Source organism: Paenarthrobacter sp. YJN-D, assembly GCF_015040335.1.
In the GTDB taxonomy this organism is placed as follows: Bacteria; Actinomycetota; Actinomycetes; order Actinomycetales; family Micrococcaceae; genus Arthrobacter; species Arthrobacter nicotinovorans.
In genome coordinates this window covers 1083343-1099411 of record NZ_CP053549.1, presented here as the reverse complement: position 1 = coordinate 1099411, position 16069 = coordinate 1083343, and the positions used below count along the sequence as shown (strand labels likewise).

General features: G+C 63.6%; 16 protein-coding genes and 1 tRNA gene. 6 read left to right on the top strand and 11 right to left on the bottom strand.

Translation table 11 applies throughout. From position 1 onward, the window contains the following. Position 1 precedes the first annotated feature (1 nt). Positions 2-304: an urease subunit gamma gene (locus tag HMI60_RS05165; protein ID WP_018780224.1), complete on the bottom strand. Its 303-nt coding sequence runs from the start codon at positions 302-304 to the stop codon at positions 2-4. 196 nt (positions 305-500) lie between these two features. On the opposite strand from HMI60_RS05165, the gene HMI60_RS05160 reads away from it, so the two are divergent. After that, complete coding sequence (locus HMI60_RS05160) at positions 501-1025, top strand: flavin reductase family protein (RefSeq protein ID WP_193590675.1); 525 nt, start codon at positions 501-503, stop codon at positions 1023-1025. A 139-nt stretch (positions 1026-1164) separates the two neighbouring features. On the opposite strand, the gene HMI60_RS05155 is transcribed toward HMI60_RS05160, so the two are convergent. The 3 genes from HMI60_RS05155 to HMI60_RS05145 form a co-directional block, all read right to left on the bottom strand. After that, on the bottom strand, positions 1165-2526 hold the full coding sequence (locus HMI60_RS05155; RefSeq protein ID WP_227453654.1) for a DUF1524 domain-containing protein: 1362 nt from the start codon (positions 2524-2526) through the stop codon (positions 1165-1167). A gap of 176 nt (positions 2527-2702) precedes the next feature. Beyond that, positions 2703-3803: a D-TA family PLP-dependent enzyme gene (locus HMI60_RS05150; protein ID WP_193590674.1), complete on the bottom strand. Its 1101-nt coding sequence runs from the start codon at positions 3801-3803 to the stop codon at positions 2703-2705. 18 nt (positions 3804-3821) lie between these two features. Further along, on the bottom strand, positions 3822-4826 hold the full coding sequence (locus HMI60_RS05145) for a LacI family DNA-binding transcriptional regulator (protein WP_193590673.1): 1005 nt from the start codon (positions 4824-4826) through the stop codon (positions 3822-3824). 181 nt (positions 4827-5007) lie between these two features. Here HMI60_RS05145 and HMI60_RS05140 point away from each other — a divergent pair, with 181 nt between their 5' ends. Further along, positions 5008-5373, top strand: coding sequence for a hypothetical protein (locus HMI60_RS05140; protein WP_018780228.1), 366 nt, complete (start codon positions 5008-5010; stop codon positions 5371-5373). Positions 5374-5442: 69 nt separating this feature from the next. Here HMI60_RS05140 and HMI60_RS05135 read toward each other — a convergent pair whose 3' ends face one another. Next, complete coding sequence (locus tag HMI60_RS05135; protein ID WP_018780229.1) at positions 5443-6966, bottom strand: alpha-N-arabinofuranosidase; 1524 nt, start codon at positions 6964-6966, stop codon at positions 5443-5445. Between the two features lie 180 nt (positions 6967-7146). Here HMI60_RS05135 and HMI60_RS05130 point away from each other — a divergent pair, with 180 nt between their 5' ends. Continuing rightward, on the top strand, positions 7147-7752 hold the full coding sequence (locus tag HMI60_RS05130) for a class I SAM-dependent methyltransferase (RefSeq protein WP_193590672.1): 606 nt from the start codon (positions 7147-7149) through the stop codon (positions 7750-7752). 124 nt (positions 7753-7876) lie between these two features. Here the strand turns inward: HMI60_RS05130 and HMI60_RS05125 are convergent. Then, a tRNA-Lys gene (locus HMI60_RS05125) sits at positions 7877-7949 on the bottom strand. 235 nt (positions 7950-8184) lie between these two features. Here HMI60_RS05125 and HMI60_RS05120 point away from each other — a divergent pair. Then, positions 8185-8844 (top strand): hypothetical protein, encoded by a 660-nt coding sequence (locus HMI60_RS05120; RefSeq protein ID WP_018780231.1) that lies wholly within the window; start codon positions 8185-8187, stop codon positions 8842-8844. Positions 8845-9078: 234 nt separating this feature from the next. On the opposite strand, the gene HMI60_RS05115 is transcribed toward HMI60_RS05120, so the two are convergent. Next, positions 9079-9804: a hypothetical protein gene (locus tag HMI60_RS05115; protein ID WP_018780232.1), complete on the bottom strand. Its 726-nt coding sequence runs from the start codon at positions 9802-9804 to the stop codon at positions 9079-9081. A gap of 197 nt (positions 9805-10001) precedes the next feature. On the opposite strand from HMI60_RS05115, the gene HMI60_RS05110 reads away from it, so the two are divergent. Together HMI60_RS05110 and HMI60_RS05105 are read left to right on the top strand one after the other, a co-directional pair. After that, positions 10002-10619: a DUF47 domain-containing protein gene (locus tag HMI60_RS05110; protein WP_018780233.1), complete on the top strand. Its 618-nt coding sequence runs from the start codon at positions 10002-10004 to the stop codon at positions 10617-10619. A 1-nt stretch (position 10620) separates the two neighbouring features. Continuing rightward, positions 10621-11637, top strand: a complete 1017-nt coding sequence (locus HMI60_RS05105; RefSeq protein WP_039239210.1) for an inorganic phosphate transporter — start codon at positions 10621-10623, stop codon at positions 11635-11637. Positions 11638-11796: 159 nt separating this feature from the next. On the opposite strand, the gene pstB is transcribed toward HMI60_RS05105, so the two are convergent. The 4 genes from pstB to pstS all read right to left on the bottom strand — a co-directional run bounded on the left by pstB (position 11797) and on the right by pstS (position 15934). Continuing rightward, positions 11797-12576, bottom strand: coding sequence for a phosphate ABC transporter ATP-binding protein PstB (gene pstB / locus HMI60_RS05100; RefSeq protein ID WP_039239203.1), 780 nt, complete (start codon positions 12574-12576; stop codon positions 11797-11799). Between the two features lie 63 nt (positions 12577-12639). After that, the gene (gene pstA, locus HMI60_RS05095) at positions 12640-13743 is read right to left on the bottom strand and encodes a phosphate ABC transporter permease PstA (protein WP_193590671.1); all 1104 of its coding nucleotides are present in this window, start codon (positions 13741-13743) and stop codon (positions 12640-12642) included. Further along, the gene (gene pstC, locus HMI60_RS05090; protein ID WP_018780127.1) at positions 13744-14676 is read right to left on the bottom strand and encodes a phosphate ABC transporter permease subunit PstC; all 933 of its coding nucleotides are present in this window, start codon (positions 14674-14676) and stop codon (positions 13744-13746) included. 136 nt (positions 14677-14812) lie between these two features. Then, entirely contained in the window at positions 14813-15934 is a 1122-nt protein-coding gene (gene pstS, locus HMI60_RS05085; RefSeq protein WP_193590670.1) for a phosphate ABC transporter substrate-binding protein PstS, read from the bottom strand. Positions 15935-16069 lie beyond the last annotated feature (135 nt).

Here is a 16069-nt window from a genome sequence, read left to right as displayed (position 1 = left end):
CCTAACGGATGGGGTTGTGGACGGTGACGAGCTTGGTGCCGTCAGGGAAGGTGGCTTCGATCTGGACGTCATGGATCATCTCCGGCACGCCTTCCATCACGTCGTCCCGGCTGAGGAGGGTGGTTCCGTAGCTCATGAGTTCGGCCACGGTTTTGCCGTCGCGGGCGCCCTCAATGAGCTCATAGCTGATGACAGCCACAGCTTCGGGGTAGTTCAGCTTGAGCCCTCGGCCTTGTCGGCGCCGTGCAAGGTCGGCGGCCACCACGATCATGAGTTTTTCCTGCTCACGGGGCAAAAGGTGCACGGCATCTCCTTGTGGCTGGGCACAGCTGGGACTGATGTGACCAGCGTAGGGAGTGGAAGTTTCAGGCACGTTTCCAATCCGTCTCAGGCGGGGGTCGAATAGGACCGAATTGACCTCAACTATTGTTGAGGTTCTAGCATCGGATACTGTGCGCCCAGCGGCGTCATTCCGAGCAAGTTCCACCAAAGGTATAGCGATGACCCACCACAATCCCCTGCCGTCCCCGGCCGTCGGCGAGCTCTTCAGGTCCGCGTTCCGCGCGCACCCGGCGGGAGTCGCGATCGTCACTGCCTCCGGTCCCGAGGGCGCGGTAGGGCTCACGGCGTCTTCGGTGGCATCCGTCGCGGTGGATCCGCCAACGCTCGCGTTCTCAGTCACCGGCGGCCGGTCGGCGTCGGTTATCGCGGCCGCGCAGTCGATCGTGGTGCACCTTGTGGGGGCCGGCCAGTTGGAACTGGCGCGCACCTTCGCAGACCCCGCAGCCCCGCGCTTCACACAGGACATGGACTGGGAGTTGCTGCCTACCGGCGAGCCCTTCCTCCGGGAAGCCCAGTGGGCGCTGCGCTGCGACATCATCCACCGGGCACCGCTGGGAGGCTCTGTGCTTCTGGCCGCGACGGTCCTGGACATCAGGGCTAACCCCGGCGCCTCAGCCCCGTTGGTTTACCACAACCGCGAGTTCCACACGCTGCTCGAAAGCTTCTCTGCGTTGCGCTTGTAACCGGCCCAACGCCTTGGGTCGAGAGCGTACTCTACTGCTTCTTTTGAATTGGACGAGCCAAGCGGTGCTTCATCCCGACAGCACCGCCTGGCCCCTGTCGACCCGATGGAAGACTCGTCGCTCCCAGGGCCTTATGGTCCTACTTGTACCAGACTGCTACGCCACCGTGGTGGGAACACGTGCCCCGGTGGGTAGCTGAAAACGACAATGTTCCGTCGTTGCACAAAGCCGTAGCACCTCCACCCGGTACCTGGGCCGGCGCCGGGGCAGGAGCGGCCGGAACCGGAGCAGGGGCTGCAGGCGCTGGCACAACCGGGGCTGGCACTGCGGGCGCGGCAGGAACAGCGGCTTGAGCAGGTGCGGGCTCCACAGTTACCGGCACGGCAGCCTTCGCGGGCTCCGACTCAGCGACCACTGTCGTTGCAGGGGTGGCGGTTGGTGGCGCTTTCTCGTTGGTGGGCGCAATCTGGTTCGTGCAGTTCTCCAGCACCTTGGCCATGGCGTCGTGTTCGGCCTGGGTGACCCACAGGTTGTAGGTGGCCTTGACCGAAATCTGACGAGCTACATAATCGCACCGGAACGGTTTGTTCGGGGGAAGCCATGTCGCGGCATCGCCGTCGCTCTTTTGGGCATTTGTTGGACCGTCAGTGGATTGGAGGTTCATAGGGTCGTTAGCGAAGGCGGTCCGCTGTTCAGGGGTGAGCTGCTGGGCACCCTTTTGCCAGGCATCCCCGAGGGCCACGACATGGTCGATCTGCACGGCGGCGCTCGTGCTCGATCCTCGTACGAAGCTGATCGTCTTTGACGTGTAGGGGTCGCTCAGTACGCCTGACTGGATCTTGCAGGGGACACTGTTAGTGAACGTGACTTGTGTGAGGTCGCGTTTGAGGATGTCGTTACGCGTATCGCAACCATTTCGATCCACATCAGCCCATGCCTGACCGAACTGATTGCGGTCAAAGCCTGTCTTTGGCGCCCTTCCCTTGACCGGAAGCGTTGCCAGAAGGTCGAGGGCTTTTGTGGCGTAAGTCGGCTGGGAACGGGGTGGCGTGTACGTGGCTGTAGCCGCGACCGCAGTTGTCGTGTCAGGGTCCAAGGGCGCCCCAGCGTCCTGTGGCGTCGGAGACGGAGTGGGCGTAGACGATGGGCTTTCGTTGGTTGAGGCGAGTTTCTGCGCCTCCTCAAGGCCTTGAGAAGCTTCGAGTGATGCAGACGACTTGACGGGAGTGATCGCTGCACCGACGAACATAAGGACGAGTGCGGATACGAGAACGATGGCGCCGGCCTTTCGGCCGCCCCGGACCAGAGCCCACGAACGGCGGCCGGTGACCAAGACATACAGTCCAGTCCCAAGGCCGAAGAGAGCCAGCATGACCATGACTCCGCCAAAGCCGGATGAAAACGCCGCGCTGACAATGAAGACTAAGGCGAGGATGCCCACAATAATGGTGGACTTAGGCAGCCGGAACGAACTCGTTCCCGGCGGTTTGTGGTTGGACACTAAAGAGAGACCCCATTTCAAAATCGGGCAGCGTACCTCGCCGCCCCGGCTCGGAGCAATGCCCGAGCCCAAAGGGATCCTAGTATTGGAATTACCAGATTAATATTCGCCGCAGAACTATGACATCTGCAGTGACAAACAGTCAGGCAGCCAGCAAGAGTGGGCCTTCCTCCGGCCTAGTTGTTGCGCCCCCGCGCCGCCACGGCCCACGTCTCCACGACGGACCCATCGCGCACCACCGTGACCTCGTCCACGAGGTTCATCGCCAGGCACACGTGGTTCGGAATCACCCTGAGCCTCGTACCCAGAGCCGGAAGATCCGACGAGTCCGGCCAAACGACCGTGGCGTGGTGCTCGGACAGTGCGGTTACCTTCGCTTCGGGGTACTCCGGGAGCCGGCCGTATCCGGTGGCCCAGTCCGGACGGTCACTGCCCAGGACCTTGCTGCCCGCGTCCACCACAACCCGGCGCACATTTCCGCCGGCTGCCTCGTGGCGGCTGACCACAGTTGCTGCCACGGTCAGGGAGATGTCCTCCCAGGCACACCGTTCGAGTTCCAGTTGCTGGGCGTCGCCGAAAACGTAGACGCCTGGACGAAGCTCGGTCGCCACAGTTTCACCGTCAATCAATGCAGTGGGCGTGGAACCGCCGCTGATGGTGGTCACCTCGAAACCTGCGGACGTCAGGGCCGTCGCGGCCAGGCCGAGCGCCTCATTCTCGTTGCTTGCCGCGCCGGTCGGCATGCCCGGCTTGTAGCTGTGTCCGGGGAACGTGAAGACGCCCTGAACGCTCAGTCCGGCTGCAGCCGCGGCCTTGGCAACATCCACCACTTCGTCAGGCAGCACGCCGCTGCGATGGTGTCCGCTGTCCACTTCGATCAGCACCTCCACGCTCGCCGCATCGGCTCCGAGGTGGTGCCCCATCGCCGTCGCGCTTTCCGCTGAATCGACGCCGACAGCAAGGCGGCATGCGGCCGTCAGGGCCCGAAGACGGTCCGCGTGGGAGGCTTCGACCCAGAGCGGGTAGGCGATGAAGATGTCCTTGACTCCATCCGCCGCGAAGACTTCGGCCTCGCCGATAGTCGCCACCGTGATTCCAATGGCGCCCGCCGCAAGCTGCTTGCGCGCGATTTCCAACGTCTTGTGCGTCTTCACGTGCGGGCGGAGGTTGAGTCCTCTGCTGAGCATGGCGGCAGCCATCCGCTGGATATTCCGGTCAAGGATGTCGGCATCGATCATGACGGCAGGGGTGACGACTTCAGCGGGAATCACGTTCATTCCTCAAACACTAACGGCCTACGGCGCGGACTGCCTGACCCGCAGCTCGAACGCCGCCTCCGGCTGCTGCACGGCGGGAGCGGCCAGGTTGCTTTCGATCCGCTCGATCAGAAGTTCGACGGCGCGCTCCGCGATTTCCGTACGACCGGGCGCCACCGTTGTCAGCGACGGCGAGGCAAACCGGGCCTCCTCGATGTCATCGAAACCGGCTACGGCAATCTCCCCGGGAACTTTCCGGCCGCGAAGCAGGAGTTCGTGGAGCGCTCCCAAAGCAATAACGTCGTTGAGGCCGAAAACGGCGTCGAATTCCGCGCCCTCGTTCAACAGCTTCGCCACCGCCTCAGCGCCCCCGTCCCGCCGCCACTCGCACCGCACCACCAAGGCGGGGTCGTACTCCACCCCGGCATCAGCGAGCGCAGCCTTGTAGCCGCTGAGGCGCAGGCCGGCACTGCCGGTTGTGTCGCCGTCGTCGGCGCCCAGGACAGCTATACGACGGCGACCACCCGCCAACAGGTGCGAGGTCACCGCCGCGGCGGCCTCGTAGTTCCGGATGAGGACCATGTCCAGGCGCGGGTCCTGCACGAATTCGCCCAGGAGGACCAACGGCTTCTTGCCGGCAGCGGCGATGATCTGCTCGGCGTCGAGCGCGAGCGGGATGAACAGGAGGCCGTCGGTGAGGCTGCGGAACTGCCCTTGGAGTGCCGCCTTCTCGTGTTCTGCCTCGTTGCCGGACTGCTCCACCAGCACCCGGTAACCGCGGGCCCACGCCGCCTTCATGATGTCCGATGCCAGTTCCGCGTAGTACGGGATGGAGAGGTCTGCCAGGACCAGGCCGAGCATGCTGGTCTTGCCCGACCGGAGGCTGCGGGCTGTGAGGTTGGTTTCGTAGCCGAGTTCCTCGATCGCATCAAGGACGCGTTGCTTGGTGGCAGCGCGGATGAACTCGTAGTTGTTGATGACGTTGGAGACCGTCTTCAACGAGACTCCGGCGGCGCGTGCGACGTCGTTCATGGTGACGGCCATGCAGGGGCTCCTTCGTTGCGTTTTCATACATCGTTGCAGATGGAGCGGCTTCCGGGCTTTGACCGACCACGAGTGCAATGCCTCTTGTTCCGTCACACATCGCTCATCCCCTTGCAACGCCCCTGCAACAAACATGCGCAATGCTGGGGCGAATGGAAGGCGACAGCCGAGGGGAGCAGACATGAGCATCGCAAACAGGGACTTGTTCCAGGCCCTGAAGACACAGGCAAGCCTGGCGCAGGCATTCGGAACCATGCCGGGCAGCCAGGAGGAACCGCACCCGTTGAGCCCGGGCAGCTACGTCGAGGCATGGCACAACGGACGGCTCTACCACCGGGGAACCGTGGTCAAGACAGTGGCAGGAACGGACCTCTTCTGGCTCAATGACCACACCGGAAGCCGGCGGCTGCTGGACATGGAGTCCATGGAGATCGTGACCGTCGACGAGCCGGCTCCGGAGCCCGCAGCGCAGGCACCGGAACCAGCCACCGTCACACCTATTTCCGCGTACCCCATGTTCCACGACGGTACGCAGCAGATCGCCTAGTTTCCCACTGTTCAGGACGCCCCGTGGTGTCCTGGCCGCCCTGTGTTGCCCTAGGACTCCAGCGTTGCCCTAGGACTCGAGGGACAACCTGATCATGGTCCAGCTCACGGGCGGAAGCCCGGCGGTGAGGCGGCCGCCGTCGAGCTTGACGCTGACGTTTTCGGACGGCAGGACCGACGTCGAATCGTCCGCCGTCGCCTGCCAGTACGGGTCCTTGTTCGTGTACGTGATGGCCTCGATAACCTTCTGCGCGTTGAGGCTTCCGACGGCGGCGTCCAGGGTCAGCGCGTCAGTCGCCGAGCGGTTCACGGCGAAGACGACGGCCTCCTTGGCATCGGCGTCATGCGTTGCCACCGCTGACAACGCGCTGAAGGCGGGCGTCTTTTCGCTGCCCAGCTGCGGCGATTCGACGGCGAGGTTCAGCACATCGCCCGAGGCATGTTGCGACGTGAGCGCGAACGGGTGGAACGTTGTCTGCTTCCAGGCACGGCCACCGGGCTCGGTCATGATGGGCGCGATCACGTTGACCAGTTGAGCAAGGCTGGCTGAATGGACGCGGTCCGTGTTGCGAAGCAGCGTTATCAGGAGGTCACCCACCACCACGGCGTCCGCCACTGTGTAGCGGTCCTCCAGCAGTACCGGGGCGACCGGCCAGTCATCACCGGTGGGTGCCTTGGATTCGTCCCGGGACATGTGCCAGACGTTCCACTCGTCGAAGGAAATATTGACCTGCTTGCCGGATTTCGTTGCAGATTTCACGTGGTCGATGTGGGACACCAGGTCCTTGATGAAGGCCTCCATCCTGTGCCCGGCGGACAGGTGTTCCTGCAGATCTCCGAAGTCCTCGAAGTACTGGTGGGCTGAGATCAGGTCCACGAGTTCGTAGGTTTCGTTGAGGACCACACGCTCCCATTCGCCGAATGTGGGGAGGTCCGGGCCGGAACTTCCACACGCCACCAGTTCCAGGTCCGGGTTCACCATGCGCATGGCCCGGGCTGTTTCAGCCGCAACCCGGGCGTACTCTGCGGCCGTTTTGTGGCCGATCTGCCAGAAACCATCCATCTCGTTGCCCAAGCACCACATGTTGATGTTGTGGGGCTCGACGGCGCCATTGGCCTTGCGCTGTTCGGACAGGGCCGTACCGCCCTTGATGTTGGAGTATTCCAGCAGGTCCAGGGCTTCCTGCGTTCCCCTGGTGCCCAGGTTCACTGCCATCATGGGCTCGACACCGGCCTTTTCGGACCATTTGGCGAACTCGTCCACGCCCACCAGGTTGGGGTCGCTGGAGTGCCAGGCGAGATCCAGGCGGGTGGGGCGGTCTTCCTTGGGACCCACCCCGTCCTCCCAGCGGTAGCCCGAAACGAAATTCCCTCCGGGGTAGCGGACGGTGGAGACGCCGAGTTCCCTGGTGAGCTCCAGGACGTCGGTACGGAATCCGTCCTCGTCAGCCTGCGGGTGCTCCGGTTCGAAGATTCCTGTGTAGACGCAGCGGCCCAGGTGCTCGACGAAGGCCCCAAAGGTTTTTCTCCGTACCGGACCGATGACAAATGCGGGGTCGATGGTGATTTTGGCGGTGTTGTTCTGGTCTCCCAAGGCATGGGTCCTTGTCTGCTGGGTTGTTCGGGGCTTACGAGTCAATTTACAACGTTATAGAACCATGCTGTCGATGTATCGATGCCGAGTCAAGGACTTTCTTTGCTTTGCGCGGCGCTTGCGCCGTTCTGCATCGGGAATTCGCACCGAGCGGGTTGGGAGCGGCCTAGGCTGGAGTCCATGTCATCCGGGATCACTGCGTCCGCCTATTCCGCCCGCGCGGCCGAGTACACCTCGCTGTTCGGGTCCATCAGCAGCACCAACACCGACGATCGCGCGCTCGTCCAGGACTGGGCCGGCAGCCTTGACGGGAAAGTCCTCGACGCCGGCTGCGGCCCAGGCCAGTGGACGCACTTCATGCACTCGATTGGCGTGGATGCCGAGGGCGTGGACCTGGTGCCTGAGTTCATCGAGACCGCCCGGCAGCGCTACCCGGACATCCCCTTCACGGTGGGTGACCTCCAGGTTCTGCCGACTCCGGACCAGTCACTCGCCGGGATCCTCGCCTGGTACTCCCTGATTCACACTCCCCCCGAAGACATCGGCGCGGTCCTGGACGAATTTGCCCGATGCCTCAGGCCCGACGGCGGCCTCCTGCTGGGATTCTTCGAGGGAGTCACCCTGGTGGTCTTCCCGCATGCCGTGACGCCCGCCTATTTTTGGCCCGTGGAGGAGATGGCCGCCCGGCTCCAGGATGCGGGCTTTACCGTGACCAGCACACACTCCCGCGCAGACCCCGGAGTCCGTCCGCATGCCGCCATGGTTGCTCGGCGGGCGAAACCCTGACGCCCATGCTGTCCTTTGCGCCGTTCACTGCTGCGGAACGGGAGTGAGGGCCAAGACCGCCAGGCCGTGGGCGGACAACAAAAAACAGGCCGGAGACTCAGCGTCTCCGGCCTGTTTTGGAGGGTGGGCCCTGTGGGGATCGAACCCACGACCCACGGATTAAAAGTCCGATGCTCTACCAACTGAGCTAAAGGCCCTCCAGCTGTTGAAACAGCCATAAATACTGTACCCCAAGGTCAAGGCAGGTATGGAACCGAAGGCGCGCTGCGGCGTCGTTACCTTCTTTGTGCGGGAAGTCGACGACGACGCGCGGCAGCTGCGGCGTGTCGGTCTCAGGGCGGCGGCAAAGCGGGTAGCGAAGGCCCGCCCCGGCAACAGCGGCCCAAGGAACCGTTACTCGACCCCACCAGAGCACAGGAGTACGGTGAACTCATGAGCGAACAGCCAGGATCACGTGCGTACGGCGGAGCAAACAGGCACCACAAGCCCAAGCCCTTCGCCCCCATCGATTTCGAACCGTTCGCCGGTGGGGCAGACCCGGCACGCGTTTCCGAGGCAGCGCACCTGGCTGCCCAGGCGCTGGTGAAGCGCGGCCGCGACAGCGACGACCCCAAAGTCACCCGCAGGCTGGTGAAGCTGGCCGATGAGCAAGGCCTCGAAGCCATCGCCGAGATGTGGGCTGAAAGCCCTGCCCGAAGCCTGCCGGGCGCCCTCTGGCGGCTGTATGCCCTCCGCGCCGCAACCATCCAGAACCCGGAGCGCATCTCCGTGTACTTCCGCGCCGGTCGCGATACCGCGCAGGTTTCGAACGTGGTGGCAGGGGCGGCTGAGCCGCCGGGAGCCGACGAGATGAAGACCATGGCTGACGCGATTTTGTCGGGCGCCTTCGACGGCGAGTTCGACGTCGCGCTGGAACGTTCGGCTGCGTTCTGCCGCGTGGTGGCACTCGGCCAGGCGACACTTGCCGACGGCGCCGAACACACCAATGAGGGCCACGCGAGCAAGCTCACCCGAAACTCCCACCAGCTGGTGAAAACCGCGGAAGACCTCGAACATGCCGCAAACGCGTGGCGGCTTGGAGAGCTGGACTAACGCAGCAGAAGGGCGAAACGTACCCACGCCCGGCCCGGACTGTCAATGTTGACTTAGCCAGCCAGACGGGGAAAACTAAAACTGGTGTCGAACCGCGAAACCCCCGGGCTTCAACTTATAGCCGCTTCGAGCGGCCTACCGCCGAGAGGCGTATCCGGTTCGGCACCATTTTTATGCCCGAACGCAGTTTGCCCGGGCCTGTCCTGAAACGGGCCCGGGCAAACGCGGCAGGAACTACTTCAAAGTGACCGTAGTTTCGGCGGTTTCCTTCTTGTCGTGATCCAGGTCGCCGGCCGCGTCCTGCGGCGTCATGGTGGCCTTGATCTCGGTTTCCTTGCCTGCGGTGTAGGCGAAGTTCTCGGCGATGTTGAACGACTCACCCGGCTTCAGCACGAACGGGTCCTTTTCCTTCAGCTTGATGCCTGAGCTGGTGAGGCCGTGCTTCTTGAAACCGTCGCTGCTGGAATCGGACGGCATGCCGCCAAGGTACTTCCAGTCCGTGTACTTCGCAGAGGGCGTCACCAGCGAGTGGCTCAGGGGGATATCCGCCGAAGAGGTGTTGGTGACCACGTAGTTCACGTAAACAATCGGAGCGCCCTTCTTCAGCAGGTTCTCCTTGGTTTCCTTGTCCACGAACATGCTGTCCTTGGATGCGACGTCCGTGGCCACCTGGAAGACATCCACGGAGAAGCTGTCACCCTTCATGCTGCCCAGCTTCTCGCCGGCGTCCGAGATGGGAAGCGCCCAGGCGGCAACCTTGTAGTCTCCCGAGGAAGTGCCTTCGGAGGCAGCAGAAGAAGCAGAGGACGACGACGACGCTGAAGGCGAAGCGGACGACGACGAGGACGACGATTCGGAGCCGGCCGGCGTCGGGCTCGACGCAGCGGGTCCACAGGCACTCAAGGCGAGCATCCCGGCAGCCGCCAAGCCGGTGATCTTCACAACATTGTTGAAACGCATAATTCCCCCATTGATTGGATTAAATATTTGTCTTGCCAAGTGTTGCATGGATGTGCAGCACCTCGCGATGGGGACAACTTCCCGCAACGTTCCCGCGCGCATCCCGCAGCTCGCCGCCGGACCGGTAAAGTTGGGAGCGAAACGGGTCGCGTCAAGTCAAGCGGCCTGCGCCCACCCGTCCCCAGCCCGGAAGCGACATGAAGCTGCGCCTTTTCCCCCAGGAACCTGCCGGGCTCGTACTGCTCGCACAGATGGCCGGCGTCATCGTGGCAGCCACCGGAACCCTGTCCGAGATTCTCGGCGCCCCCGCCGGCGAGCACGACCGCCTTGCCGAGGAACTGCACGAGCATGAGTCGAAATCCCTGGACCTGCACTTCGCACTCCTGACGCACATGCGCACCAGTTTCGTGAACCCCCTCCCCCGCGAGGACATGTACACCTTGTCGCGCCACCTCAACGAGGCCATGGAGAAGCTGGATGCCGCCGGCGACCTCGTCGCGATCTACAAGCTGGACCGGCTCCCCAAACGCGCCGCCGACCAGCTGGAGATCATCAGCCGGCAGGCCGAGCTGACGGTGGACGCAATGAGGAAGCTCGAGGACCTTGATGAACTCGAGGACTACTGGATTGAAATCCTCCGGCTCACCAAGCGTGCAGAACGCACCCATCGGATCTGGGTGGCCGAGATGCTCAAGGACATGAAGTCCGCGCAGTACGCGCGGCACCGGGACATCGCCAACCAGTTGGTGGAAGTGACCAAAGACATGCGGAAGGTCGCCACGCAGGTAGGCAGCATCATCGTCAAGGAATCATGACGTGACCATCGCCGCCCTGGTCCTGGTAGTTGCCTTGGCTGCCGGGTTCGCATTCCTCAACGGCTTCCGGGATGTCTCCAACGCCGTCGCGCTTTCCACCCGGACCCGGGCCCTTACGCCGTCCATCGCCGTGCTCCTGGCTGCCGTCTTCAACTTCGTGGGCGCCATGCTCAGCGGCACGTTCGTCCTCGCCTTCACGCAGTCATGGATCACCCTGCCCGATGGCACCAGCGGCCTCACCATGCTCGCCTCAGCCTTGGCGGCATCAATACTGTGGGGAGTTTATGCGTGGTGGCGTGGCATTCCTTTGTCTTCCACGAACTCGCTGGTGGGCGGCCTGATCGGCGCAGGCAGCGCGAGCATCCTGGTGGGCGGAAACTCCATCGGGGGCGTGGACGGCATCGTTGTCACACAGGTGGTCCTCCCCCTGGTGCTGTCGCCGTTGATAGCCTTCGGGGCGGCTTACCTCCTGGTGTGGCCGGTGACATGGGCCGCCCGCTACACGCAGCCGAACGTCGTCAACAGGCGCTTCCGGCGTGCGCAAGCCGTTTCCAGTGCGGCTGTTGCGTTCGGCCATGGCCTCCAGGACGGGCAGCGAACGGCCGCGGTCATTCTTCTGGCAATCGTGGCTGCCGGGTTCTCGGGCGGGGACGACGTCCCTCTGTGGATCCTGCTCCTCACCGCCGTCATGCTCACGGCGGGAACCCTGTTGGGTGGCTGGCGGATCTCCCACACGTTGGGGCACAAGCTCATCCGGGTTGATCCGCTGCGTGGATTCGTGGCCCAGACCCTGACGTCGGTGATGCTGTTTATCGGCGCGATCGGATTTCAGCTGCCGCTTTCCACCACGCACACACTCACGGCCTCGGTACTGGGCGGCGGCGTCAACCAACGCTTCCACACCGTCAACCGGCGCCTGGTCCGCAGGATCCTGCTGTTCTGGGTAGCAACGCCACTGGTCACCGCAATAGCGGCGTTCATCCTGGAGCTTGCGCTCTCCCCGCTCACACGCCTGTAACCCCAACTGGGAAGGACAACGGCCCAGTGAGCAGTCATTGGGTCGATATCTGCCCCCTCAGTTGGGCAACAAAAAACGACGGCGGCCGTACCCCCAAGGCGACGGCCGCCGTCGTTCTGTGCCGACTCCCCCCATAGAAAGCCGGAACCCGCGGAACCCTTATCCGAAGCGGCCGGACACGTAGTCTTCCGTGGCCTTCTGGGACGGGTTGTTGAAGATGCTGGTCGTATCGGCGAACTCGATCAGCTTGCCGGGCTTGCCGGTGCCTGCGATGTTGAAGAACGCGGTCTTGTCGGACACGCGGGCGGCCTGCTGCATATTGTGGGTCACGATCACCACGGTGTACTGGTCCTTGAGCTCGTTGATGAGGTCTTCGACGGCCAGCGTGGAGATGGGGTCAAGGGCGGAGCAGGGCTCATCCATGAGGATCACCTGAGGCTCAACGGCGATGGCGCGGGCGATGCACAGACGCTGCTGCTGGCCACCGGAAAGACCGGACCCCGGCTTGTCCAGGCGGTCCTTGACCTCGTTCCAAAGGTTGGCACCCACAAGGGACTTCTCAACGAGTGCATCGGCTGCTCCCTTGGAGATCTTCTTGTTGTTCAGCTTCACGCCCGCCAGCACGTTGTCGCGGATGGACATGGTGGGGAACGGGTTGGGGCGCTGGAAGACCATGCCCACCTGGGTACGGACGGTCACGGGGTCCACGCCGGGACCGTAAAGGTTGTCGCCGTCCAGCAGCACCTCGCCCTCGACGCGGGCGCCGGGAAGGACCTCGTGCATGCGGTTCAGCGTGCGGAGGAAGGTGGACTTGCCGCAGCCGGAAGGGCCAATGAAAGCCGTGACGGACTTGGCTTGGATGTTGATGTTGACGTCCTCGACGGCCAGGAAATTGCCGTAGTAGACATTCAGGTCTTTGACGTCGATGCGCTTGGACATGGTGTTCCTTTGTTCCTTGGGGGTTCTGGAAGTTTTGAGTGCCGGGCGTCCCGGCAGACCCGGCTAGCGGCCCGTCTTGGGCGCGAACATGCGGGCGATGAGGCGGGCTCCGAGGTTCAGGAGCATCACCAGGATGATCAGCACCAGCGCGGCGCCCCAAGCACGCTGGTCCGAGGGACCAGGGTTGGACGGCGACGTCGGGTTGAGGATCTGCGTGTAGATGAACGTGGGCAGCGAGGCCATCCAACCGCCGAACACGTTGTTGTTGATGGTGGTGGCGAACCCGGCGGTCACCAGGATGGGGGCGGTTTCACCGATCACTCGGGCGATCGCCAAGGTGACGCCGGAAGCGATGCCGGAGATCGCCGTCGGGATGACCACTTTGGTGATGGTGCGCCACTTGCGCACGCCCAACGCGTAGGAGGCCTCGCGGAGCTCGTTCGGGACGATCTTCAGCATTTCCTCGCTGGAGCGGACCACCACCGGGATCATCAGGACGGAAAGCGCGACGGCGGCCACCGCACCGGTCTTGGTGCCCGGGCCGACGATGGCGAAGAAGAACGCTGCCGCGAAGAGGCCGGCCACGATCGAGGGAATGCCTGTCATGACATCCACAAAGAACGTGATGGCGCGGGCCAGCGGACGGTCGTTGCCGTATTCCACGAGGTAGATCGAGGTGAGCAGGCCCACCGGCACCGAGATGACAGTGGCCAGGAGGGTTATCTGGATGGTGCCCATCAGGGCGTGGTAGATGCCGCCCAGCACGGGGGCGCCTTCTTCTGCCGCCTTGTTGTCGAACGCTCCGGTGACACCGTTCATGGAGGTGCCCAGGAATCCGGGTGTGATGAGCCCCGGGATGCCGTTGATCAGCACCGTGACGATCACCGAAATCAAGGGCAGGAGCGCGATCAGGAACGCACCCACCACCAGGCAGGTGGCCAGCTTGTCCTTGGCTTTGCGGGCGCCTTCAACAGCGCCGCTCCAGGAAACCAGGCCGACAGCGAAGAGGATCGCGGCGACAATGCCCCAGCCGAAGGCGTTGAAGCCGATCAGTGGCATGATGGCCGCTGCTACGACGAGTGCGACGGCCAGCACGATGTAGGGCGCGAACTTTGGCAGTTGGCCCTTGGTGAGTGCGGAGCGCTTGCGGGCTACTGTGGCGGTCATTTAGTTGGCTCCCGAGAATTCTTTGTGCCGTGTGATGATCCAGCGGGCGATCATGTTCACGCCGAGGGTGATGACGAAGAGCACCAGGCCGGCAGCGATCAGGGTGTTGACCTTCAGGCCGCTGGCTTCGGGGAAGTTCAGGGCGATCTCCGCGGCAATGGTCTGGTTGCCGGACTGGATGAGGCTCGCGGTGAGGACGCCCGAGGACAGCACCAGGGCAACAGCCATGGTCTCCCCCAGGGCCCGGCCAAGCCCGAGCATGATGGCGCTGATGATGCCGGGGCGACCGAACGGCAGCACAGCCATCTTGATCATTTCCCAGCGGGTGGCTCCCAGGGCCAGTGCTGCTTCTTCGTGCAGCTTGGGGGTCTGCAGGAAGATTTCGCGTGACAGGGAGGTGATGATGGGAAGGACCATGACGGACAGGACAATGCCGGCGGTGAGGATGGTCTTGCCGGTGGCCGAAGCGGGACCTTCGAAGATCGGGATCCAGCCGAGGTAGGTGGCCAGCCAGTCATAGGCGGGCGAGATTTCCTTGGCCAGAAAAGCCGCGCCCCAAGCGCCGTAAACAACGGAAGGGATGGCGGCCAGGAGGTCCACCACGTAGCCCAGGCCGGCGGCGAGCCTGCGCGGGGCGTAGTGCGAGATGAACAGGGCAACGCCGATTGCCACGGGGGTGGCGATGACCAATGCGATCACGGCGGCGATCAACGTGCCCACCACGATCGGGGCGATGTAGGCGAAGAAGCCGTGTCCGCCCTGGATGTCGGCGGGCGGTGCGGTGAGCGCGGGGATCGCCTGCACCACGAGGAACAACGCGACTCCGAAGAGAACCGCAAGAATAAGGCACCCTGCGGCCATTGCGGCCCCGGAGAAAACCTTGTCCCCGGCGCGTCCTGCGCCTTGGGAGGTTGTCAGGGAGTTGGTGGTCACTTCACGATCCTTCAGTCTGGAGTGAACTGGTCATACATGGCTAAGTTCCCTGCCCCGCCCGGGCGGCTCTGCGGCCACTCCGTGCGGGACAGGGAACTTCAGTGTTCAGCCGGGTTCAGCGAACCCGCCGGGAACCTTAGGCCTTGGCCTTGATGGATTCGATGGCGGTCTTTGCCTTGTCCTGCAGGGTCTTGGAGAGCGGTGCGGACTTCGCGGCGTCGGCAGCGGTCTTCTGTCCCTCATCCGAAACTACGTAGGTTTCGAAGGCCTTGACCAGGTCAGCAACTTCCTTGGTCTCGTAGGTGGTGCAGACAACGTGGTACGAGACGAGGACTACCGGGTAGGCACCCGATGCGGTGGTCTTGCGGTCCAGCTTGATGGCAACGTCGTTGCTGGCGCGGCCGTCAACGGGCTTGCCTGCTTCGACAGCCTTGGCAGCAGCGTCGGCAGAGATCTTGACGAACTCTTCGCCCACCTTGATGGAGGCGGTGCCCAGCTTGCCGGAAACTGCGGAGTCATCGGCGTAGGTCACGGCACCCGGGGTGTCGGTGACGGTCTTGACGACGCCGGAGGTTCCCTTGGCGTTTTCGCCCTTCAGGGATGCGGGCCATACGCCGGCAGCCTTGTCGGTCCAGACCTCGGGAGCAGCGGCTGCGAGGTAGTCGGTGAAGTTGGTGGTGGTGCCGGAGTCATCGGAGCGGTTCACCGGGGTGACCTTGAGGTCCGGGAGGGTGACGCCTGCATTGAGGGCTGCGATGGCGGGATCGTTCCAGTTGGCGATTTCGCCGCGGAAGATCTTGGCGACCGTTGCGGCGTCGAGCTTCAGTTCCTTGACGTCAGGGATGTTGAAGGCGACGGCGATCGGGGAGATGTAGACCGGGATGTTGATGGCACCCTCGGGGCCGCACTTGGCCTTGGAAGCCTTGAGCTCGTCATCCTTCAGGTAGGCATCCGAGCCGGCGAACTGTGCCGAGCCGTCGATGATTGCCTTGCGGCCCGCGCCGGAACCGTCCGGGGAGTACTGGACAGTGGCGCCCTGGTTTGCGGAGGCGAAACCGGCCTTCCAAGCGTCCATTGCTGCGCCGGTGGAGGAGGCGCCGATACCGGTCAGGGTGCCGGTTACCTTGGTGCCGGCTGCTGCGGACTGGGTGCCGCCAGTGGTGCCGGTTGCGTTGTCAGAACCGCAAGCGGTGAGCGCGAGTGCGCCTGCTGCGATGACCGCGATTGCCGCGTTGCGGCCGAAGCGAGTTGCCTTCACTTGGATGTACCCCTTCCAGGGATTTCTCAGATGCGTTCCGAACGGAGATTTCGGCGTGCGCGAGCTGTGGACCTTTTTGTTCCTTTACTGAAGGTAAGGAGCGCAGGTAACGGGATCTGCGGTGGCAGGTGAACG